This is a genomic window from Pseudomonas sp. PDM14 (assembly GCF_014851905.1).
GTDB lineage: Bacteria > Pseudomonadota > Gammaproteobacteria > Pseudomonadales > Pseudomonadaceae > Aquipseudomonas.
In genome coordinates this window covers 1,306,253-1,326,926 of the sequence record NZ_JACVAQ010000001.1, presented here as the reverse complement: position 1 = coordinate 1,326,926, position 20,674 = coordinate 1,306,253, and the positions used below count along the sequence as shown (strand labels likewise).

Below are 20,674 nucleotides of genomic sequence, written 5' to 3'. Positions count from 1 at the left end.
CAGTGGGTTCGCAACGCTGCAACATGCAGACGGCAGGCTGGTGCGAGAAACCGGTGGCGTCGTGCGACGTTCACCTTCTGATGCTCGGTGGCCACTGGCCCGTGTGCATCGCTCTCATGGAACCGAGAATGCCCTCACGACATGTCATCAATGCCCAGGTCAGCCCCAAGGGCAGCCTGGAAACCCTGTCCCAGCGCGAAGTGCAGCAACTGAGCGAAGCCGGCTCGGGCAGCATCTACAAACTGTTTCGCCAGTGCGCCCTGGCCATCCTCAATACCGGCGCGCAGATCGACAACGCCAAGACCATCCTCGATGCCTATCAGGACTTCGAGGTGCGCATTCATCAGCAGGACCGTGGCGTGCGTCTGGAGCTGCTCAACGCCCCGGCGGATGCCTTCGTCGATGGCGAGATGATCGCCAGCACCCGCGAGATGCTGTTCAGCGCGTTGCGCGACATTGTCTACGCGGCGAACGAACTGGACAGCCTGCGCATCGACCTCGACAGCTCGCAGGGCATCACCGACTACGTCTTCCACCTGCTGCGCAACGCGCGCACGTTGCGCCCCGGCGTGGAGCCGAAGATCGTGGTGTGCTGGGGTGGCCACTCGATCAGCACAGAGGAATACAGGTACACCAAGAAGGTTGGCCACGAGCTTGGTCTGCGCAGCCTCGACGTCTGCACCGGTTGCGGCCCGGGCGTGATGAAGGGGCCGATGAAGGGCGCCACCATCAGCCATGCCAAGCAGCGCATCACCGGAGGCCGTTACCTGGGCCTGACCGAGCCGGGGATCATCGCTGCCGAGGCGCCGAACCCGATCGTCAACGAGCTGGTGATCCTGCCGGACATCGAGAAGCGTCTCGAAGCCTTCGTCCGTGTCGGCCACGGCATCATCATTTTTCCCGGCGGCGTCGGCACGGCGGAGGAGTTCCTCTACCTGCTCGGCATCCTCATGCACCCGGACAACCGGGAGGTGCCGTTCCCGGTCATCCTCACCGGGCCGAAGAGCGCCGCGCCGTATCTGCAGCAACTGCATGCCTTCGTCGGCGCCACGCTGGGCGAAGAGGCGCAGCAGCGCTATCAGATGATCATCAACGACCCGGCGGAAGTCGCGGTGCAGATGGCCCAGGGCCTGAAGGCGGTCAAGCAGTTCCGTCGCGAGCGCAACGATGCCTTCCACTTCAACTGGCTGCTGAAGATCGACGAGGGTTTCCAGCGCCCGTTCGATCCGACTCATGCCAACATGGCCGCCCTGCAGCTGAGTCGCGAGCTGCCGCCTCACGAACTGGCCGCCAACCTGCGTCGCGCGTTCTCCGGCATTGTCGCCGGCAACGTCAAGGACAAGGGCATCCGCCTGATCGAGCAGTACGGTCCCTATGAAATCCATGGCGATGCGGCGGTGATGCAGCCGCTGGATCGACTGCTGCAAGCCTTCGTCGAGCAGCACCGGATGAAACTGCCCGGTGGCGCCGCCTATGTGCCGTGCTACCGCGTGGTCGAGTCACTCCGTTAACTGTCGGCGGGTGCTGCCCGTGCGATTCTGGCAAACCCGTCGCCATCCACTTAAGCTGTGCACACACCTCATAACAGGGAAATGAAGCATGTCGAAACTCGCAGAGTTCAAGGCTCTTGAAGCGCAACTGGCCGAACAGCTGAAGCAGCTCGATGCCTTGAAGAACGATGATGGTCTGAAGCGCGAGATCGAGTTCGAGACCAAGCTGCGTGATCTGATGGCCGCGTACGATTTCGGCCTGCGCGAGATCGTCGCGATCATCGAGCCGCAACGCTCTGCCGCACCCAAGGCCGCTGCCACCCAGGGCGGGCGCCGCGAGCGCAAGCTGAAGGTGTACAAGAACCCGCAGACCGGTGAAGTGGTGGAAACCAAAGGTGGCAACCACAAGGTGCTGAAAGCCTGGAAGGCCGAATTCGGTGCCGACAAGGTCGAGGGCTGGCTGCAGTAACGGCGGCTCACGCTAGATGAAAAAGGCGCCCTCGGGCGCCTTTTTCATGAGCGGAATCTACTGCGCTGCAGGCGCCGGTCGCGAGCAACCCCGAGCCAGTGTGGTCTCGGGGCGCGTGCTTCAGAGCCCGGCGGTTTTCAGGCGGTTGGCCTGCTGGCGGTAGACGGTCACCGGATCGGTCTCGAACAGGCTGCTCAGGCCGAGGAACTGGTTGACCTCGTCGAGGTGGTTCATCCGGTAGTCGTCGCGGATTACCTTGCCCAGGTGCGAGCTGCAGCGCTCGACGAAACCGTCGTTGGCCACGCCGCGGGGGAAGGCCAGCGAGGCGGCGCCGGTGATCAGGTCCATCGGGTCGAGGGCATGGGTCAGCGGCGCGGTGCCACTCCACGAGTAGTAGCTGACGCCGTTGACCTTGTAGGCACCTTCACCGCAGGCGCTGGTCGGGATGCCCTGTGGGTATTTGGCGTTGAACACCGCCGCGCCCTGGCTGTTCAGCGACTCCAGCGAGCCCAGCGAGTTCTGCGGCGACTGGCTGATGCTGCCGGAGAGGAAGTGGATCACCGTGCCGACGGCGTTGACCAGGCCGGCGACCACGCCTTCGGCCGCGGAGCCTTCGGGGATCTTGCGAATCAGGTCGGCCACGGCCGAACCCTTGTGCGGCGCGCCGACGCTGGTGACCGAGGCGACCAGGTCCGGGCGTACCGCGGCGACGTAGCGGGTGGTCGCGCCGCCGTGGCTGTGGCCGACCAGGTTGACCTTGCCCTTGCCGCTGATGGCAGCGATTTCCTCGACCTGCTCGAGCAGGTCTTCGCCGCGCACTTCCGAGGTGTTCAGCTGCACCACCTCGGTCACGTAGACGGCGGCGCCATCCGAGCGCAGTGCCGAAGGGATGCCGTACCAGTAATCGAGGCCGAGGATGGTGTCCCAGCCCAGCATGCCGTGGGTGAGGACGATCGGGTACTTGGTCTTGGTGTAGCCGGTGGAGCCGAACAGGCCGGCTTCGGCGGGTGCAGGCAGCAGCAGGCTGCTGCCGAGGCAAAGGGCGAAAAGGGGCATCTTGTTGTTCATGGTGTGCTCTCAAACGTTCCTGGTTTTGCGTCCCTGCGTCGAGCAACCGTTACTGTCCAGAACGGTACGTCAGCCGAACGGCTGAGAGCAGTTTGCGTGCCGGATTCGGCTATTTTTAGAGTAGAGGCTCTAAACTGGCGTTCGTGGCCAATCCCGCGTCATTCGTGGCATGTACGAGGCGTTACCGGCGGAAACAGGCGCTCGTGGATGGGCGAATGAGTAGCGCTTGGCGCGGCCCGCGCTGGTCAGCAGGCCGCGCTCGACCTTCACGCGAGCCGTCGGTGGGGTCGCCGGCACATCGCCGGACGCGTTGCTAATGCGCCTGGCAGTTGCGGCAGGGCGCGCTGGCGAGCGTCAGCAGCGCTGCGCTGGAGATCGGCTACCAGAGCCTGGCGTCGTTCAGCCGAGTATTGACGTTATCGCCGGCGCAGCACCGGACGCAGTTCGGCGCAGCGCGTTAGGGCGATACCGGTGCACTCATCCGCTAAGGGAATCAGCCTCGCGCACGCGGCTTGCAGAATGCATGGCCGGGTAGGGCGGTCGTGCAATTTGCATTCCGTAGCTGAGGAGTAGTGTCTTATGAATCAATGGCTTAGATGGGTTATTCGATTGGCACAGGGCGTGCTCTCCAGTAAGTCGTTGACCCCTTGCCGATGAGGAAACCTCGATGTCTTACCTGTCCGATCGCCATGCAGCCGTTTCCGGCTCCGATTCCCTCGACACCGCCCATTCTTCTTCGCCATGCGCGGCACTGACCCAGGAGCTGCCCCGCAGCGAGGCGGTGTTCCCGAGGAAGTATCGCTGGCCCTACGAACTGCCGACGTTTCAGGGCGGTCCGTTGCATCAGGCTGCGAATCGGCATTCAGCCGTCTGAGGGCGTCTGTCCGCTAGCCTTGGCGCTTGGGTTCAGGACGATCCGGGCGTCTCGGCGCTGGGGGAAATTTCCTGCAGACGTTCCTGAATACGCTGCAGCGCCTGGGCGGGTTCCTCGATCAGCATCGCCGTGGCCAGCAGGCGCAGGAAGCGAGCTTCCGGCAACACGGCTTCGTCGATCACCGCCATGTGCAGTTCCTCACGGCTGACTGCACGCATGGTCATACCGCCCATCACGGCTGTACACACTCGATCCGCTGGATTCATGGCGAGGGACTCCTTGGTACTAAAGGTGGCCGTCTGCGCCTTAGGGGTGGCGATGGCGGTAGGGTCAGGACGCGGCGGGGCGCTGCAGTGGCCGGTACTTGCGTCGCGCGCGGATGAGGATCAGCCCCAGGCCGGCAAGCACGCCAGCGAGTACCAGGCGCGTCAGGGCCGCGATCCAGAACAGCCCCGGGCTCTGCGCCACGTTGTGCGGCAGCAATCCTGCACCTGAGCCCGGTACGTAGAGGCGTCCGCTCCACAAGCCGTGGGCCAGTGACAGCAGCAGGAGCGCCGCCAGAGCCAGAAAGATCCAGCTCAGCACCGCGAGCAGCCAGTGAGAAGGGAGGGGTGAGGCTTTCATCTGCGCGAGCCGGATAGTGGGGCATAGAGCTGGGATAGCCGTGCGGCACAGGCGTTCCGGCCTGGCGACGTGCGGTGCCGGGCGGCCGGCGGATTCAGCGTGCCGGCGTGTCCGTCAGGAGCACCGAGCTGAGCTTCAGCGCGATGTCCGCCACTGCCTCCACCGAGGGCGTGTAGCCATTGGCGATCCAGTGCAGGGCGATGTGGATGATGCCGCCCTGCACGCCGGCCTGGAGCATCTCGTCGGGCAGGTTGTCGGGCTGTAGCACGGTCCGCGCGACATGCTGGGCGAAGGCCTTGAGCGTGCGTTCGATGGCCTGGTCGACGGTCGGGCTGATGCCGCGGATGTCCACGAGAAACACGTTGGCGGCTTTCGGCTGGTCCTTCAGCGCATGGAAGTAGGCCAGCAGCATGGCCTTGCCGCGCGCCGTGCTGTCGCTGCCGGCGGCCTGGGCGGCGCGGTCGATGTCGTCGAGCAGAGCCTGGGTGATCAGGTCGTAGCAGGCCACCAGCAGCTCGTCGCTGTGGCTGAACGACTCGTAGAAATAGCGCTGGGTCAGTCCGGCCTTTTCACAGACCTGCTTGACCCCCGAATGGCGGTAGCCGTTTTCCCCGTACACCTCGATGGCGGCGGCGATCAGCCGCGCGCGGCGTTCCGCCTGGCGCTGCAGCTGGCGTTCGGGTGACGCAGGCCCGCGGGCGCGTCTGCTGGAGGTGGGGTGGCTGGACATGGGCGTTATTTTGACATTCATGATTGTCATTGGCAAAAAGACAATCTAGATTGTCACTCAACTCACGCCCAGCGGTAGCCGATCATGCCTGCGACGTCCGATGCCGAATTCCTCGATGTGCTGATCGTCGGTGCCGGGCTGTCGGGCATCTGCGCGGCGCACAAGCTGCAACAGCGCTGCCCGGACAAGCGCTACGCGATCCTCGAGACACGCGCTGCCATCGGCGGCACCTGGGATCTGTTCCGCTACCCCGGCATCCGCTCCGACTCGGACATGTACACCCTCAGCTACGGCTTCAAACCTTGGCTGGGACAGAAGGCCATCGCCGATGGCGCCGACATCAAGCGCTACATAGAGGAGGCGGCGGACGAGGGCGGGGTGACCGCGCACATCCGCTTCGGCCACCGCGTCGTCCGTGCCGCCTGGAGTTCACCGCACAGCTGCTGGACGGTGACCGCCGAGGTCACCGACAGCAATGGCGCCACCCGCGAAGTCGAGCTGCGCGCGCGCCTGCTGTACCTGGGCAGCGGTTACTACAACTACAGCGAGGCGTATCGCCCTGACTTCCCGGGCGAGGAGCACTTCGCCGGCACTATCGTGCACCCGCAGTTCTGGCCGCAGGACCTGGACTACAGCGGCAAACGCGTGGTGGTGATCGGCAGCGGCGCCACCGCCGTCACCCTGGTGCCGGCGATGGCCAGGCACACCGCGCACATCACCATGCTGCAACGCTCGCCCAGCTACGTGGCGGCGCTGCCGGCGCACGATGCCATTGCCCACAGCCTGCTGCGCTGGCTGCCGTCGCGCCTGGCCCACCGTATCAGCCGCTGGAAGAACGTGCTGATCGGCATGGCCCTGTTCCAGCTCGCCAAGCGCAAGCCGGAGCTGTTCACCCGCAAGCTTCTCGAGCTGGCGGCGCGACGGCTCGGCCCGGACGTCGACATGCGCCACTTCACGCCGAGTTACAGACCCTGGGATCAGCGCCTCTGCGCCGTGCCGGACGGCGACCTGTTCAAGGCCCTTCGCGCCGGCCGCGCCTCGGTGGTCACCGACACCATCGAGCGCTTTACCACCGACGGCATTCGCCTGGCCTCGGGGCAGGAGCTGGCGGCCGACATCATCGTCACTGCCACCGGGCTCAAGCTCAACGTGCTCGGCGATATCCGCTTCCAGGTGGACGGTGAGCCGCTGACCGTCGCCGAGAAGATGGCCTACAAGGGCATGATGCTCAGCGATGTACCCAACTGCATCATGGCCTTCGGCTACGTCAATTCGTCGTGGACGCTGAAGGCGGAGCTGACCGCCGATTACGTCTGCCGCCTGCTGCGCTTCATGGACCGCAAGGGCTACGCCACCGCGGTGGCGAAAGCGGATGCCAGCGTCGGCGAGGTACCGTTCCTCAGCTTCAACTCCGGCTACGTCCAGCGCGCCGCAGCCCTGTTGCCCAAGCAGGGCGCGCGGCGGCCGTGGCAGGTCTACCAGAACTACCTGCAGGACATGCTGACGATCCGCTACAGCCGGATCGACGATGGCGTCATGCACTTCAAACCGCTGGAGAAAAACCGATGAACCTGCGTGATGCGGTTGCCGTACTCACCGGTGCCGGCAGTGGTATCGGCCGCGCCACTGCGCTGGCCCTGGCCGGTCGCGGCTGCCACCTGGCCATTGCCGACATCAATGGCGAAGCCCTGGCGGCGACGGCGGCGCTGGTCGAGGGCAGCGGCGTGCGCGTCAGCCAGCACCCGCTCGACGTGGCCGACCGCGCCGCCGTCGCCGCGTTGCCCGAGGCCGTGCTGGCGGCCCACGGCAAGGTCAGCCTGGTGATCAACAACGCCGGGGTGGCCCTCGGCGGACGCTTCGAGCAGGTCAGTGAGGCCGACTTCGACTGGCTGATGCGCATCAATTTCGACAGCGTGGTGTGCATGACGCGGGCTTTCCTGCCGCACCTGCGCACGCAGCCGGAGGCGCGTCTGGTCAACCTGTCGAGCCTGTTCGGGCTGATCTCGCCGCCTGGCCAGGCGGCTTATTCGGCGAGCAAGTTTGCCGTGCGCGGGTTCTCCAATGCGTTGCGCCACGAACTGGCCGGCAGCTCGGTCGGTGTTACCGTGGTGCACCCGGGCGGCGTGGCCACGGCCATCGCCAGCAGCGCCAAGGTGCCCCTGGGCGCGGATGCGCAGATGATCGAGCGCCACCGTCGTGCCGCGCAGAAGATGCTGCGTCTGCCGCCGGAGAAGGCCGCCGCGATCATCGTCCGTGGCATCGAGAACAACCGCGCGCGGGTGCTGGTCGGCAACGATGCGCTGATCGTCTCGTGGATCGAGCGGCTGCTGCCGGTCGGCTACTGGAAGCTGTTCGCGCGTCACGATATCGGTTGATCCGCCTCCCTCTCCCTGATGAATTCGGTGCCCAAGCCATGACGTTTCTGCTGATCACACTCGCTGTCGTCCTGACCATCGCCCTGCTGCTGTGGCTGTTCACCTTCCATACGGCACGGCGGGTGGAGCTGGCGTTGCCGCCGGAGGGGCGCTTCGTCGCGGTGGGCGGCAGCAACCTGCATGTGCTCGACGTCGGGCAGGGGCCGAGCGTGCTGCTGATCCACGGCCTCAGCGGGCACCTCAAGCACTTCAGCTACGGAGTGATGGCGCAACTGGCCAAGGACTACCGCGTGGTGGCGCTGGATCGCCCCGGCTCGGGTTATTCCAGCCCCGCGGCGACGGCCGACCTGGAGACCCAGGCTGACATCGTTTCCGGCCTGATCGATGCGCTGGACCTGGGCAAGCCGCTGATCGTCGGCCACTCCCTCGGCGGCGCGCTGGCCCTGACCCTGGCCCTGCGTCATCCGCAGCAGGCTGCCGGGCTGGCCCTGATCGCGCCGCTGACCCATCTGCCGGGCGCACCGTCCAAGGCGTTCAGCGCGCTGACCATTCGCCAGGACTGGCTGCGCCACCTGGTGGCCTGGACCCTGGCGGTGCCGCTGATGATCATCGGCCGCAAGCTGACCGTGGACATCGTCTTCGGTCCCGAGCCCTTCCCGCGCAACTTCCCGTTCAAGGGCGGCGGCATGCTCGGCCTGCGCCCGAGCCATTTCGTCGCCGCCTCGCGTGACCTCAACGCGATCCCGCTGAGCCTGCCCGCGCAGCAGCTGCGATACGCCTCGTTGCGCCTGCCAGTGTCGATTCTCTATGGCCGCCAGGACCGCATCCTCGATCCCGAATTCCACGGCACCAGCCTGGCCAACATCGTGCCCGGCGCCGAGCTGCAGTGGGTCGACGGCGGCCACATGCTGCCGGTGACCCAGCCGGAGGTGACCGCGGCGTTCATCCGCAAGGCGGCCCAGCGCAGCGCCGAGGTGCCGGCCGCGCAGCCCGCATGACGTACGGCGCTCAGCTGCTTAGATGACCTTGACTGCCCGGCCGATGAACTGGATCGGTCCGGTCGGTTTGCCGGTGGGTGAGCCGGTGCTGCGCTCCAGTGTCAGCTCGAAGAGCTGATCAGCCTCCAGTGGCGGCAGGCTGTCCAGCGGCACCTGCAGGGTCTGCCCCGGCTTGACCAGCCCCAGCGATACCGGGCCTTGCCAGCTGTCGGCCTTGGTCCAGAACTGCAGCGCCATGTCGGCGGGAACTTCAGTCATGCCCAGTGGGATCAGCTGAATGTCCTGCTGGCCGCTGGCCTGGACAACCCAACCTGGCGCCTTGTCCTGTGGCGCGACGAGTACCACCAGGTAGCTCGGCTGGTTCAGCGGTATCTCGCGGGTGAACAGCAGTGCCGCGAACACTACGCTCGCGGCAAGCCCGGCGGCGGCCAGGCCGCGCCACAGTGCCAAGGCGTCCCACCAGGCGGGCGCCACTGTTTTCGGCGCTGGAGTACGCGTCGTCATGGCGCTGACGCTGCGCTCGATACGGGTCCACAGGCGGGGTGACGGCGTGACGGCCGCCACCTGGTCGGTCAGGGGATGCAGGCGCTGCTCCCAGGCATCGACAGCGTTGCGCAGCGTGTCGTCGACGAGCAGGCGCTGTTGCACCTCCAGGCGCTGCTGCGCGCTGAGCGTACCCAGCACGTACTCGCTGGCAAGTTCCTCGATATCGGGCCGGGCCGTGTTCATTTCATGCACTCCCGTAGCGCAACCAGGCTGCGTTTTATCCAGGCTTTCACGGTGCCCAGCGGGGCACCCAGTTTTGCGGAAATTTCGGCATGCGAGTAGCCGTCGACATAGGCATGCACGATGCATTCGCGGCGGATCGCTTCCAGTTGGCTCAGGCAGCCGTCGAGCTGGCCGGCATGCACCAGCGCATCGGTTTCGTCGTACGGACTGTCTGCGCTCAGTGCCGCTTCGATGGTCTGCGCGTTGGCCGCGGACGGTTGCACGTCCTTGGCTTGGCCGCGCACGAAGTTCAGCGCCAGGTGCCGGGTGATGCTGTATATCCAGCCGCGCGCCGACCCGCGCGCGGGGTCGAACGTGTTCGCGCGGGTCCAGATGTTGAGGAAGGCGTCGTGCACGATGTCTTCGGCGATGGCGTGATCACGCACGATGCGCTTGGCCACGCCGAGCAGCCGGGCGCCTTCCTGCTCGTACAGTTGCTGAAGCGCTTGGCGGTTGCCGTTCGCGCACGCTATCAGGTTGGCTGGGTAGTCAAAGGTGTCGGATAAGGGCTGGGGCACAGGGACTCGCCGGCGGGTGGTGGAAGCTCCGGCCAAGGGCCGGAGCGTGCGCGATGAGCCTAGACGAGCGCGTGTGCGGCCGTCCGAATCCATGTGTTACAGCCTATTCGGCGGTCCAGAAAATGTAGTCGGCCTGGTACTTGACCACTTCGCGCTGGCCCTTCTCGTCGGCCGTGCAGGCCCGGCTGGGTGGCACGCCACCCTTGAGCGCCACGCGCTGGATATAGCTGACGCCGGTCATCGCGCCGGCACCTTCTGCAGGGTTGGCCTTGACCAGTTGATAAGGCAGGTTGCCGGCTGAAGAGGGCGCCACAGCGAGCTGCGTGCCGGTGACCTTGGAGCCGTCCAGCGCCTGCCAGGTGGCGGGCGGGCCGAAGTAGCTGCCGACCTGTTTGCCGCTGCGGTCATTGAGCACCGCCTTGGGGCCGACGAAGAACCACTCGGTCTGGCCGGCGGCATCGACCTTGTCGCGGCATTCGTAGGTGATTTCGCCCACGCCGACGGTTTCGAGGGCGATCTTGTTGCCAGCCGGCACCTGGATGCTGGCGGGCAGGTCCGCCGCCATGGAAGGCAAGGTGACCAGCAGGCAGGACGTGGCAAACAGAAGGCTGGAAGTACGTTTGGCGTTCATTCGAGTTGCTCCAGAAAGTGAATTCAATTGAGCAGCCAACGGCTACTGCATTCACTACCCGCCAGCTGGTGATTTGGATGCAGTCACTCGAAAAATAATTTTGCCGGGTGCGCTGACGCGGGGTGGCCAGCGCTGGGGCGAGGTACACGCGGCGTCGGTAGAGCCTGCAAGAGGCGCTACCGCCGCGCTGCGATTTACACCACGCCCTGGGCGAGCATGGCATCGGCAACCTTGACGAAGCCGGCGATGTTGGCGCCCTTCACGTAGTTGATCCGGCCGTTCTCTTCGCCGTAGTGCACGCAGGCGCTGTGGATGCTCTGCATGATGCTGTGCAGGCGCTGGTCCACTTCGCCGGCAGTCCAGTTCAGGCGCATGGCGTTCTGGCTCATTTCCAGGCCGCTGGTGGCCACGCCGCCGGCGTTGGAAGCCTTGCCCGGCGCGAAGCAGATACCGGCCTCGATGAACAGGTCGACCGCTTCCAGGGTCGAGGGCATGTTGGCGCCTTCCGCCACGCAGAAGCAGCCGTTGCCGAGCAGGGCGTGGGCATCGGTGGCGTCCAGCTCGTTCTGCGTGGCGCAGGGCAGGGCGATCTCGCACGGCAGGCTCCACGGGCGCTGGCCAGCGAGGAAGTTGAGCTGGAATTGCGCGGCCATTTCACTGAGGCGGCCGCGGCGCACGTTCTTCAGGTCCATCAGGTAGCGCCACTGCTCGTCGCTCAGGCCATCGGGGATGTGCAGGGTGCCTTCGGAGTCGGACAGCGAGACCACCCTGCCGCCCAGCTCCATGACTTTCTGCGCCGCGTACTGGGCGACGTTGCCCGAGCCGGAGATGGTCACGCGCTGGCCTTCTATACCGCGGCCGATGCGTTTGAGCATCTCCTGGGCGAAGTACACGCAGCCGTAGCCGGTGGCTTCCGGACGGATCAGGCTGCCGCCATAGCTGATGCCCTTGCCGGTCAGCACCGAGGTGAACTCGTTGGACAGGCGTTTGTACTGGCCGAACAGGTAGCCGATCTCGCGCCCACCGACGCCGATGTCGCCGGCCGGCACGTCGAGGTCCGCACCGATGTGGCGGTACAGCTCACTCATGAAGGCCTGGCAGAAGCGCATCACCTCGTTGTCGCTCTTGCCCTTGGGGTCGAAGTCCGAGCCGCCCTTGCCGCCGCCCATGGGCAACGAGGTCAGCGAGTTCTTGAACACCTGCTCGAACGCGAGGAACTTGAGCACGCCGAGGTTTACCGAGGGGTGGAAGCGCAGGCCGCCCTTGTACGGGCCGATGGCGCTGCTCATCTGCACGCGGTAGCCGCGGTTGACCTGCACGCGTCCGGCGTCATCGACCCAGGACACGCGGAACAGGATGGCGCGTTCCGGCTCGACCATGCGCTCGATGATGCCGGCCTGCAGGTAGCGCGGGTTGGCTTCCAGGAAGGGCCACAGCGAACGCAGCACCTCTTCCACAGCCTGGTGGAACTCCGGCTGGTTGGGGTCCTGGCTTTTCAGGCGGGCGAGGAAGAGGTCGACGGATTCGCTCATGTGCACATCCCTGAGGGCCCGGTAATCCTGGCCGATCGGTTAAAAGAGCGCGGCACTTTATCAGTCGTAAAGGCACTGCAATAGTGCAATGTGTCGCTATGGCGAATCTTTTTGGTGCATTTATGTAAGTTCTGGCCGGTTTTCAGGTTGGCTGCGTTCTGCTGGGTATTGCCGGAATTGTGGTCTTTTTGCCGATTTTATCTGCGTAATGGCCGCAGGATAGCGCTCAGGTTGGTTGTCGATAGTGTTGATAGAGCCGATAGCCCCTGGCGTTCACCCCGACCTGGGTGAAACCGGCCCCTTCATAGAGGCGCTTCGCCGGGTTGTCGCTGCGTACGCCGAGTGTCAGGCGAGTGAAGCCGTGGCGCCGGGCATCGCTCAGGTAGGCGTCGAGCAACGCCTGGCCGATGCCCTGGCCGCGCTGCGCTTCGATGACGTGCAGGGTGCACAGCTCGGCGGCATCGCCCTCGGCCATCCACAGGCAGTAGCCGACCGGTTGGCCGTCGAGGGTGGCGATGAACAGCCGCTCGACGTTCTCCACCCAGCGGCTCAGGTGGCGCTCCAGCTGCTCGCGCCAGTGCGTTTCGTGGGTCGGTTCCCAGCGCCGGATGTAGGCCTCTTCGCCGCGATAGACGAAGGGCAGGTCGGTGATCCGTGCGTTGCGTATTTCCAGCTTCACGTGCGGCACTCCGGGTCGAGTAAGGAGGGGGATGGCTGCCGCATCAGGCCATGTCGCTCTGCACGAATTCCTCGCCGAGGAAGTCGATCAAGGTGCGCACCGAGGGCAGCAGGCCGCGGCGCGAGGGGAAGATCGCATGGACGATGCCGCACTTCGGCGACCAGCCCGGCAGCATTTCCACCAGCCTGCCGGCGGCCAGGTCGTCGCGCACCGCGACCCGCGGCAGGTGGACGATGCCGAGCCCGGCCACGGCGCCGTGGCGCAGGGCGATGAGGTCGTCGGTGACCATGCGCGGGCGGTGCGGGATCACCAGGCTCGCGCCATCGCCTTCGCCGGCGAACAGCTGCCATTGGTATTCGCGCTGCGAGCCGCCCCAGTACAGGCTCGGCAGGCTGCTTAGCGCTTCGGGCTGGAAGTCATCGGGCAGGCGCTGGAGGAAGTCCGGGTGGCCGACCAGGCACTGGGTGCTGTTGCCCAGCACCTTCATCACCATGTCGGTGTTTTCCAGCGGCGGGAAGCGCACCCGCAGGGCGATGTCGAAGCCTTCGTGGAGCACGTCGACGCGGCGGTTGGTGGCCTCGATCAGCAGCTCCACCAGCGGGTACCTGAGCATGAAGCGGGTCAGCATCGGCCCGACCCAGGAGTTCAGCAGCGTTGTCGGGCAGGCCAGGCGCACCAGGCCGCGCGGTTCGCAGCGGTTGCGCTCGATCACTTCCGCCGCGCTTTCCGCCTGCACGCGCATGGCCACGCAGCGCTGGTAATACTCCTGGCCGATTTCGGTCAGCGAAAGGTGCCGGCTGGTGCGGTGCAGCAGGCGCACGCCGAGGCGTTCCTCGAGCTGGGCGATGCGTCGGCTGAGCTTGGACTTGGGCATGTCCAGGGCGCGCCCGGCGGCGGCGAAGCCACCGTGCTCCACCACCTGGGTGAAGTAGTAGAGGGTGTTGAGGTCTTCCAAGATCGTTCTCCAAATAGAACGCTATAGGCAATTTTTGCAGTCTAGTGCATCAAAGGGTCTGAATTTAATCTTTTCCCCATGCAGTCAGCACTGCAGGCAACCCACCAAACCCGCCGGCTCATCGGCACCACATTGCAACGCGAGGAACGCAACCATGACTACTTCTTTCAAATACAACCGTCTGGACAAAGATAACGCCGTCGTTCTGCTGGTCGACCATCAGGCTGGTCTGCTCTCCCTGGTGCGCGACATCGAGCCGGATAAATTCAAGAACAACGTGCTGGCCCTGGCCGACCTCGCCAAGTTCTTCAACCTGCCGACCATCCTCACCACCAGCTTCGAAACCGGCCCCAACGGCCCGCTGGTTCCCGAGCTGAAAGAGCTGTTCCCGGATGCCCCGTACATCGCCCGCCCTGGCCAGATCAACGCCTGGGACAACGAAGACTTCGTCAAGGCGATCAAGGCCACCGGCAAGAAGCAGCTGATCATCGCTGGCGTGGTCACCGAGGTGTGCGTGGCGTTCCCGGCGCTGTCGGCCCTGGAAGAAGGCTTCGAGGTGTTCGTGGTCACCGATGCGTCCGGCACCTTCAACGAGATCACCCGTGAGTCCGCCTGGAACCGCATGAGCCAGGCCGGCGCGCAGCTGATGAACTGGTTCGGCGTGGCCTGCGAGCTGCACCGCGACTGGCGCAACGATGTGGAAGGCCTGGCCAAGATCTGTTCCGACCACATCCCCGACTACCGCAACCTGATGACCAGCTACAACGCGCTGACCGGCAACAAGTGAGGCGCGGGGCCTGAGCCCGCGATAGAAAAAAGGCGGGGCCTCGTCAGGGGCACCCGCCTTTTGCGTCTGCCCCGCTCGCCCGCTGTGTTCAGATCAGGCTGAGGCGGCGTGCCAGTTTGCGCAGGTTGCTCGGGTCGATCACCAGGGCGCGGGCGGCGGCGGCCCACTTGCCGTCGTGGCGGTCGAGGGCGGCCTGGATCAGCTCGCGCTGGTAGCGGTCCATGGCGTCCTGCATCGGCAGCGGCACGGCCAGCGGATCGGGACCGACCGGCGCCTGTTGGGTGAGCGGGTGCGGCAGGTCGAGGCCGAGCCAGGCGGCCTCGATGCTCAACAGTTCGGTGCGTGATTCGGCCTGGCTGAGCACCTTCAGCGCGGCGCGGCTGATCACGTGTTCCAGCTCGCGCACGTTGCCCGGCCAGGCATAGGCGAGCAGGGCGCGTTCGGCATCCGGCGAAAGGCGCAGGCAGCGCAGGCCGAGGCGCGCGCGGTTGAGTTCGAGGAAGTGTCCGGCCAGTACCAGCACGTCGCGGCCGCGCTCACGCAGCGGCGGAATGTGCACCGGGTAGACCGACAGGCGATGGTAGAGGTCGGCGCGGAAGCGCCCCTCGCGCACTTCTTCCCACAGCCGCCGGTTGGTAGCGGCGATCACCCGTACATCGACGTGCCGAGGCTGATCGGCGCCCAGGCGCTGGATCTCGCCGCCCTGTAGGGCGCGCAGCAGCTTGGCCTGGATCGACAGCGGCAGCTCGCCGATCTCGTCGAGGAACAGGGTGCCGCCGTTGGCCGCCTCGAAGCGTCCGGGACGGTCCTGGGCGGCGCCGGAGAAGGCGCCTTTGACGTGGCCGAACAGCTCGCTCTCGGCCAGGGTTTCCGGCAGTGCCGCGCAGTTGACGTAGACCAGCGGCTTGCGCGCCCGCGGCGAATGGGCGTGCAGCCAGCGGGCGAACAGCTCCTTGCCCACGCCGGTCTCGCCCTGCAGCAGCACCGGCAGGTCGGAGTCGGCAACCACGTTCAGTTCGTCGAGCAGCTCGCGCAGCACCGGGCTCTCGCCGAGGATCGCGCTGTCGGTCTCCTGGCCGCTCTCGGTGGTCTCGCGCCGGGCCAGGCGCAGGCTGCGCACCTCGCCCTCCAGGCGGCTGACGCGCAGCGCGGTTTCGATCAGCAGCACGCAGCGTTGCAGGCGCTGGGTGGTCGCGCGGTCGAAGCGCCCACGGTCGAGGGCATCGAGGGTCACCGCGCCCCACAGGCGGCCATCCAGATACAGGCTCATGCCCATGCAGTCGTGTACCGGCAGCGGCTCGTCGGGGCTGTCCTGCAGCAGGCCGTCGTAGGGGTCGGGCAGGTCGCTGTCGGCGGCGAACTGCAGCGGCTCGCGCTGGGCGAGGATCTGCGCCAGGCGTGGGTGGCGGGCCAGCACGAAGCTGCGCCCGAGCGCCTCATGAGCCAGGCCGACGGCCGCCTGCGCGCGCAGGCTGTCGCCATCCAGACGCAACAGCACCACGGCGCTGCAGGAAAACTCTTCGCGCAGGCTGACCACCAGCCGCTGCAGGCGAATCGGCGTCGGCAATTCGCTGGTGAGGTCGGCCAGCAGAGCAGTCTGCAGCGGGGTCAAATTTACCATTTCGGGTATCCGTTACCTGGGGCGCGACCGGTAAATTAAACCCTGCAGGCCGCGCAGCCCTTGATTTACGTCAACTTAGCGACGGCACGCGGCTTGCGATGGAGGGATCAGACCCCAGCCTGATAAGGAGACCTCCATGGCCACTCAACTGCTCGACGACACGCTCGGCAACCTGGCCTGCAACATCCCCGGCGCGACCCGCGTCTTTCACGAATTCCACCTCGATTTCTGCTGTGGCGGGCGCAAGAGCCTGCGCCAGGCTGCGGCAGAATCCGGCATCGATGCGGCGCAGGTGCAGGCGCGCCTGCTCGCCCTTGATCCGCAGGGCGAAGCCGAGGCGCAGTGGCGTGACGCCGCCCCGGCGGTGCTGATCGACCACCTGCTGCTGCGCTACCACGCCATCCACCGTCAGCAACTGCCGGAGCTGATCCGCCTGGCGGCGCGGGTCGAGCAGGTACACGGCAACCGCGGCGAGTGCCCTCACGGTCTGACCGAGCTGCTGCAGGACATGCAACAGGAGCTGGAAAGCCACATGCAGAAGGAAGAGCAAGTGCTGTTCCCGATGATCCTGCGTGGCGGCGGCCCGATGGCTGGCGGGCCGATCTCGGTGATGCGCTTCGAGCACGACCAGCACGGCGATGCCCTGGCGCGCCTGGAGGCGCTTACCGACGGCATCCGCACCCCGCCCGGCGCCTGCAACACCTGGCAGGCGCTGTACCGCGGCCTCAACGAGCTGCGCGTCGACCTGATGCAGCACATCCACCTGGAGAACAACCTGCTGTTCCCGCGGGCCCTGGGTGAGGAGGTGCATCATGGGTGAGTACCGCAGGCTCTGGTGGACATTGATCGCCGTGCTCGGCGCCACCTTCTGCGTGCTTGGCTGGTTCGGTCGCGAGGTCTATCGCCAGGCACCGCCGATTCCGGCGCAGGTGGCCAGCGTCGACGGCGAGGCGCTGTTCGGCGCTGAAGACATTCTCGACGGACAGAGCGCCTGGCAGAGCGTCGGCGGCATGCAGCTCGGCTCCATCTGGGGCCACGGTGCCTACCAGGCGCCGGACTGGACCGCCGACTGGCTGCACCGCGAAGTCACCGCCTGGCTCGACCTGGCGGCCCGCGAGCAGTTCGCCAAGCCCTACGCCGAGGTCGACGAGGATCACCAGGCGCTGCTGCGCCAGCAGCTCAAGCGCGAGTACCGCGGCAACCGGGTGCAGGGCAATACGCTGCAGCTCAGCGCGCGGCGTATTGCGGCGGTGACGCAGACGGCGGCGTACTACGACGCGCTGTTCGGCAACGACCCGGCGCTGCAGCTGAGCCGCAAGAGCTTCGCCATGAAGGAGAACACCCTGCCCGACGCCGCGCGGCGCGAGCAGATGACCCGCTTCTTCTTCTGGACCGCCTGGGCGGCGGCGACCGAGCGCCCTGACGCTACGGCCACCTACACCAACAACTGGCCGCACGAACCGCTGATCGACAACGTGCCGACCGCCGAGAACCTGATGTGGTCGATTGCCAGCGTGATCCTGCTGATCGCCGGCGTCGGTTTCCTGGTCTGGGCCTGGGCCTTCCTGCGCGATCACGATGAAGAAGAGCTGGTGGTGCCGCCGCAGGACCCGCTGACCCTGGCCGGCCTGACTCCCTCGCAGAAGGCGCTGGGCAAGTACCTGCTGCTCGTCGTGGCGCTGTTCAGCTTCCAGGTCATGCTCGGCGGGGCCACGGCGCACTACACGGTGGAGGGCCAGGATTTTTATGGCTTCCCGCTGTCGCAGTGGTTCCCCTATTCGCTGCTGCGCACTTGGCACATCCAGAGCGCGCTGTTCTGGATCGCCACCGGCTTCCTCGCCGCGGGGCTGTTCCTCGCACCGCTGATCAATGGCGGCAAGGATCCGAAATTCCAGAAGCTTGGCGTCGACGTGCTGTTCTGGGCGCTGGTGCTGGTGTGCGTCGGCTCCTTCGTCGGCAACTACCTGGCGATTGCGCAGATCATGCCGCCGCAGTGGAATTTCTGGCTTGGTCACCAGGGCTACGAGTACGTCGACCTCGGTCGTCTGTGGCAGATCGGCAAGTTCCTGGGCATCGTCTTCTGGCTGGTGCTGATGCTGCGCGGCATCCTGCCGGCGCTGGTCAAACCGGGTGACAAGAACCTGCTGGCGCTGCTCTCGGCATCGGTGATCGCCATCGGCCTGTTCTACGGTGCCGGCCTGTTCTACGGCGAACGCACGCACCTGTCGGTGATGGAGTACTGGCGCTGGTGGGTGGTGCACCTGTGGGTGGAAGGCTTCTTCGAGGTGTTCGCCACCACCGCGCTGGCGTTCATCTTCTCCAGCATGGGCCTGGTGTCGCGCCGCGCGGCGACCACCGCCAGCCTGGCCTCGGCCTCGCTGTTCATGCTCGGCGGCGTGCCCGGCACGTTCCACCACCTGTACTTCGCCGGCACCACCACGCCGGTGATGGCGGTGGGCGCGACCTTCAGCGCCCTGGAAGTGGTGCCGCTGGTGGTGCTCGGCTACGAGGCCTGGGAGAACTGGCGCCTGAAGAGCCGCGCCGCCTGGATGGAGCGGGTGCGCTGGCCGCTGACCTTCTTCGTCGCCGTGGCGTTCTGGAACATGCTCGGCGCCGGCGTGTTCGGCTTCATGATCAACCCGCCGGTGTCGCTGTATTACATCCAGGGCCTCAACACCACCCCGGTGCACGCCCACGCGGCGCTGTTCGGCGTGTACGGCTTCCTCGCCCTGGGCTTCACCCTGCTGGTGCTGCGCTACATCCGCCCGCACCTGGTGTTCAACGAACGGCTGATGAAGGTGGCCTTCTGGTGGCTGAACGGCGGCCTGGTGCTGATGATCGCCACCAGCCTGCTGCCCATCGGCATCATCCAGTTCCACGCCAGCGTCAGCGAAGGCCTGTGGTACGCGCGCAGCGAAGCCTTCATGCAACAGGACCTGCTGCAGACTCTGCGCTGGGTGCGCACCTTCGGTGACGTGGTGTTCATCATCGGCGCCCTGGCGATGACCTGGCAGGTCATCAGCGGCGTGTTCTCCTCCGCGGACAAGGGCGTGGCCGCTGCCGCGCAAGGAGGTGTCCCGGCGCAAGGTTGACGGCTGTTGGCTGACACCCGGCTCGCTTCGCGGCGGGCCGGGTGTTTTTTTGCCGGGAGAAAAGCCCTACCAGCTGATCACGAACAGCGACTTGGCCAGCAGCAGGATGCCGAGCATGTGCAGCAGGATGCTGATGTGCAGGCGCCGCGAGCGCTGTGGGGTGACCAGCCCGCGGCGCAGGAGGAAGACGAACAGCAGGAAGTGGCCAAGGATGCTGAAGGCCAGGATGATCTTCAGCGTCAGCAGGCTGCCGAAGCTGCTCGCCAGCGGTGCGTGCAGCGCGTCGCGGTGATGCCAGGCCAGGCCGAAACCGGCGCCGAACAACAGCAGGACCACCCAGTGCATGACCTGCCGCGCACGCTGGCTCAGGGCCTTGGCGAAGCGTTCATGGCTGCTGGCGTCCAGCGCGTGCGTGGCGCGGCTGAGGATCATCACCTCGAAGAACACCCCGCCGATGAAGCAGGCCGCAGCCGCCAGGTGCAGGAACTTGAGCAACAGATAAACCACTTCGCCTCCTCAGCCGTGCGTGGCCGGGGAAGAGGCGGACGCACGAATCGCATTGTCGGCGTACAGCATGCCGCCACGGGCGAGCGGCTGGCTTGACCGGGGTCAACCCATGCGGCGAGGCGCTTCAGGCATGTGCCGATTGCGGTTGAACGGCGCACTCGAACAGCAGCGTTTCGCCGTCTTCGGGAATCAGCAGCCGCGCGTCGACACCGGCCGTTGTGGCGGCCGCGGCCAGCGCGCGACGGCTGGTCGGGCAATGGCTGATCGCCTCCAGGTGGTTGGCCACCACCGTGGCGTGGCTCAGGCCGGTGAAGGCAATCACCTCCTCGATGCCCATGATGATGTCGCCGCCAAGATCGAAGCGCGCGCCGCCGGCCGGCACCACGCTGACCGCGGGTTGCTCGCACAGCACGAACTCGCGCACGGTCGGCGTGAGGAGGGTGTCGCCGGCAAGGTAGAGGCTGGGCTCGCCGGGCAGCTCGATCAGGTAGCCGACGCCGTGCTCCATCAGCTTGCCGACCAGGCCCAGGCCGTGGGTGCAGGCGACCGTGCGGAGCGTGCCGCCGAGAAAGGCGCAGGGCTGCTGGTGTGCGGCTGGCAGCGGCTGCACGTTGAGGCCGCGCGAGGCGAGGTAGGGTGCGTCGTGCGGTGTGCAGATGACGGGGATCTGCCTGTCGCGCAGCCAGCGCTTACCAGCGCGATCCAGGTGATCGAAGTGGCCTTTCTGACAGTGGGTGATCAGGCAGTGGGTGACCGATTCGAGCGCCTGTTCGGCCGAGGCCGGCAATTCCACCAGCGGGTTGCGCTGGTTGGCACCGAACAGGCGCAGGGGTGGCAGCTCTCCTTTGCGTGCCAGCATCGGGTCGACCAGGACCCGGTGCGGGCCGAACTGCAGAATCAGGGTGGCGTTGCGCAGCTGCTGGATCTTCATCGAGGCGTTCCTCCGGGTGAGGGCC

Annotated in this window: 22 protein-coding genes; 9 read left to right on the top strand and 13 right to left on the bottom strand. The window is 66.2% G+C overall.

All coding sequences use genetic code 11. From position 1 onward, the window contains the following. Positions 1 to 128: 128 nt before the first annotated feature. Positions 129 to 1,511 (top strand): nucleotide 5'-monophosphate nucleosidase PpnN, encoded by a 1,383-nt coding sequence (gene ppnN, locus IB229_RS06325; RefSeq protein WP_192326045.1) that lies wholly within the window; start codon positions 129 to 131, stop codon positions 1,509 to 1,511. Between the two features lie 88 nt (positions 1,512 to 1,599). Next, the gene (locus tag IB229_RS06320; RefSeq protein WP_192326043.1) at positions 1,600 to 1,959 is read left to right on the top strand and encodes a histone-like nucleoid-structuring protein, MvaT/MvaU family; all 360 of its coding nucleotides are present in this window, start codon (positions 1,600 to 1,602) and stop codon (positions 1,957 to 1,959) included. 120 nt (positions 1,960 to 2,079) lie between these two features. Here IB229_RS06320 and IB229_RS06315 read toward each other — a convergent pair whose 3' ends face one another. After that, on the bottom strand, positions 2,080 to 3,027 hold the full coding sequence (locus tag IB229_RS06315; protein WP_192326041.1) for a triacylglycerol lipase: 948 nt from the start codon (positions 3,025 to 3,027) through the stop codon (positions 2,080 to 2,082). 667 nt (positions 3,028 to 3,694) lie between these two features. Between IB229_RS06315 and IB229_RS06310 the strand changes: the two genes are divergently transcribed. Beyond that, positions 3,695 to 3,901 (top strand): hypothetical protein, encoded by a 207-nt coding sequence (locus IB229_RS06310; protein WP_192326039.1) that lies wholly within the window; start codon positions 3,695 to 3,697, stop codon positions 3,899 to 3,901. 32 nt (positions 3,902 to 3,933) lie between these two features. Here the strand turns inward: IB229_RS06310 and IB229_RS06305 are convergent, their stop codons facing one another. The 3 genes from IB229_RS06305 to IB229_RS06295 all read right to left on the bottom strand — a co-directional run bounded on the left by IB229_RS06305 (position 3,934) and on the right by IB229_RS06295 (position 5,255). Then, positions 3,934 to 4,119: a hypothetical protein gene (locus IB229_RS06305; RefSeq protein WP_225578922.1), complete on the bottom strand. Its 186-nt coding sequence runs from the start codon at positions 4,117 to 4,119 to the stop codon at positions 3,934 to 3,936. A gap of 112 nt (positions 4,120 to 4,231) precedes the next feature. Beyond that, positions 4,232 to 4,525 (bottom strand): hypothetical protein, encoded by a 294-nt coding sequence (locus IB229_RS06300; protein ID WP_192326035.1) that lies wholly within the window; start codon positions 4,523 to 4,525, stop codon positions 4,232 to 4,234. Positions 4,526 to 4,619: 94 nt separating this feature from the next. Then, positions 4,620 to 5,255 carry a TetR/AcrR family transcriptional regulator gene (locus IB229_RS06295; RefSeq protein ID WP_225578921.1) on the bottom strand — a complete coding sequence of 212 codons (636 nt, stop codon included), beginning with the start codon at positions 5,253 to 5,255 and terminating at the stop codon, positions 4,620 to 4,622. Positions 5,256 to 5,339: 84 nt separating this feature from the next. Here IB229_RS06295 and IB229_RS06290 point away from each other — a divergent pair, with 84 nt between their 5' ends. From IB229_RS06290 to IB229_RS06280, 3 genes are read left to right on the top strand one after another with little or no spacing between them, the layout of a single operon-like run. Continuing rightward, the gene (locus IB229_RS06290; protein ID WP_192326033.1) at positions 5,340 to 6,824 is read left to right on the top strand and encodes a flavin-containing monooxygenase; all 1,485 of its coding nucleotides are present in this window, start codon (positions 5,340 to 5,342) and stop codon (positions 6,822 to 6,824) included. Next, the gene (locus tag IB229_RS06285) at positions 6,821 to 7,630 is read left to right on the top strand and encodes an SDR family NAD(P)-dependent oxidoreductase (protein ID WP_192326030.1); all 810 of its coding nucleotides are present in this window, start codon (positions 6,821 to 6,823) and stop codon (positions 7,628 to 7,630) included. Before IB229_RS06290 ends, IB229_RS06285 begins: the two co-directional genes overlap by 4 nt. 38 nt (positions 7,631 to 7,668) lie before the next feature. Continuing rightward, positions 7,669 to 8,628, top strand: coding sequence for an alpha/beta fold hydrolase (locus IB229_RS06280; protein WP_192326028.1), 960 nt, complete (start codon positions 7,669 to 7,671; stop codon positions 8,626 to 8,628). Between the two features lie 18 nt (positions 8,629 to 8,646). Here the strand turns inward: IB229_RS06280 and IB229_RS06275 are convergent, their stop codons facing one another. The 6 genes from IB229_RS06275 to IB229_RS06250 all read right to left on the bottom strand — a co-directional run bounded on the left by IB229_RS06275 (position 8,647) and on the right by IB229_RS06250 (position 13,711). Continuing rightward, a complete protein-coding gene (locus IB229_RS06275; protein WP_192326026.1) occupies positions 8,647 to 9,357 on the bottom strand; it encodes an anti-sigma factor domain-containing protein in 711 nt (236 codons plus the stop codon). Beyond that, entirely contained in the window at positions 9,354 to 10,007 is a 654-nt protein-coding gene (locus IB229_RS06270; RefSeq protein ID WP_192326024.1) for a sigma-70 family RNA polymerase sigma factor, read from the bottom strand. The genes IB229_RS06275 and IB229_RS06270 overlap by 4 nt, the downstream gene beginning before the upstream one ends. 10 nt (positions 10,008 to 10,017) lie before the next feature. Beyond that, positions 10,018 to 10,545: a DUF3455 domain-containing protein gene (locus IB229_RS06265; RefSeq protein WP_192326022.1), complete on the bottom strand. Its 528-nt coding sequence runs from the start codon at positions 10,543 to 10,545 to the stop codon at positions 10,018 to 10,020. A 194-nt stretch (positions 10,546 to 10,739) separates the two neighbouring features. Next, entirely contained in the window at positions 10,740 to 12,077 is a 1,338-nt protein-coding gene (gdhA, locus tag IB229_RS06260; protein ID WP_192326020.1) for an NADP-specific glutamate dehydrogenase, read from the bottom strand. 226 nt (positions 12,078 to 12,303) lie between these two features. Beyond that, complete coding sequence (locus IB229_RS06255; protein WP_192326018.1) at positions 12,304 to 12,756, bottom strand: GNAT family N-acetyltransferase; 453 nt, start codon at positions 12,754 to 12,756, stop codon at positions 12,304 to 12,306. Positions 12,757 to 12,799: 43 nt separating this feature from the next. Further along, on the bottom strand, positions 12,800 to 13,711 hold the full coding sequence (locus IB229_RS06250; protein WP_192326016.1) for a LysR substrate-binding domain-containing protein: 912 nt from the start codon (positions 13,709 to 13,711) through the stop codon (positions 12,800 to 12,802). Positions 13,712 to 13,865: 154 nt separating this feature from the next. Here IB229_RS06250 and ycaC point away from each other — a divergent pair, with 154 nt between their 5' ends. Beyond that, complete coding sequence (ycaC, locus tag IB229_RS06245) at positions 13,866 to 14,498, top strand: isochorismate family cysteine hydrolase YcaC (protein WP_192326014.1); 633 nt, start codon at positions 13,866 to 13,868, stop codon at positions 14,496 to 14,498. 88 nt (positions 14,499 to 14,586) lie between these two features. On the opposite strand, the gene norR is transcribed toward ycaC, so the two are convergent. Beyond that, positions 14,587 to 16,119, bottom strand: a complete 1,533-nt coding sequence (gene norR, locus IB229_RS06240; protein ID WP_192326012.1) for a nitric oxide reductase transcriptional regulator NorR — start codon at positions 16,117 to 16,119, stop codon at positions 14,587 to 14,589. A gap of 136 nt (positions 16,120 to 16,255) precedes the next feature. Here norR and ytfE point away from each other — a divergent pair, with 136 nt between their 5' ends. Together ytfE and IB229_RS06230 are read left to right on the top strand one after the other, a co-directional pair. Continuing rightward, the gene (gene ytfE, locus IB229_RS06235; RefSeq protein ID WP_192326010.1) at positions 16,256 to 16,939 is read left to right on the top strand and encodes an iron-sulfur cluster repair protein YtfE; all 684 of its coding nucleotides are present in this window, start codon (positions 16,256 to 16,258) and stop codon (positions 16,937 to 16,939) included. Continuing rightward, complete coding sequence (locus IB229_RS06230) at positions 16,932 to 19,211, top strand: nitric-oxide reductase large subunit (protein ID WP_192326008.1); 2,280 nt, start codon at positions 16,932 to 16,934, stop codon at positions 19,209 to 19,211. Before ytfE ends, IB229_RS06230 begins: the two co-directional genes overlap by 8 nt. Positions 19,212 to 19,277: 66 nt before the next feature. On the opposite strand, the gene IB229_RS06225 is transcribed toward IB229_RS06230, so the two are convergent. Further along, on the bottom strand, positions 19,278 to 19,718 hold the full coding sequence (locus tag IB229_RS06225) for a hypothetical protein (RefSeq protein ID WP_192326006.1): 441 nt from the start codon (positions 19,716 to 19,718) through the stop codon (positions 19,278 to 19,280). A 124-nt stretch (positions 19,719 to 19,842) separates the two neighbouring features. Continuing rightward, entirely contained in the window at positions 19,843 to 20,649 is an 807-nt protein-coding gene (locus IB229_RS06220; protein WP_192326005.1) for an MBL fold metallo-hydrolase, read from the bottom strand. Positions 20,650 to 20,674 lie beyond the last annotated feature (25 nt).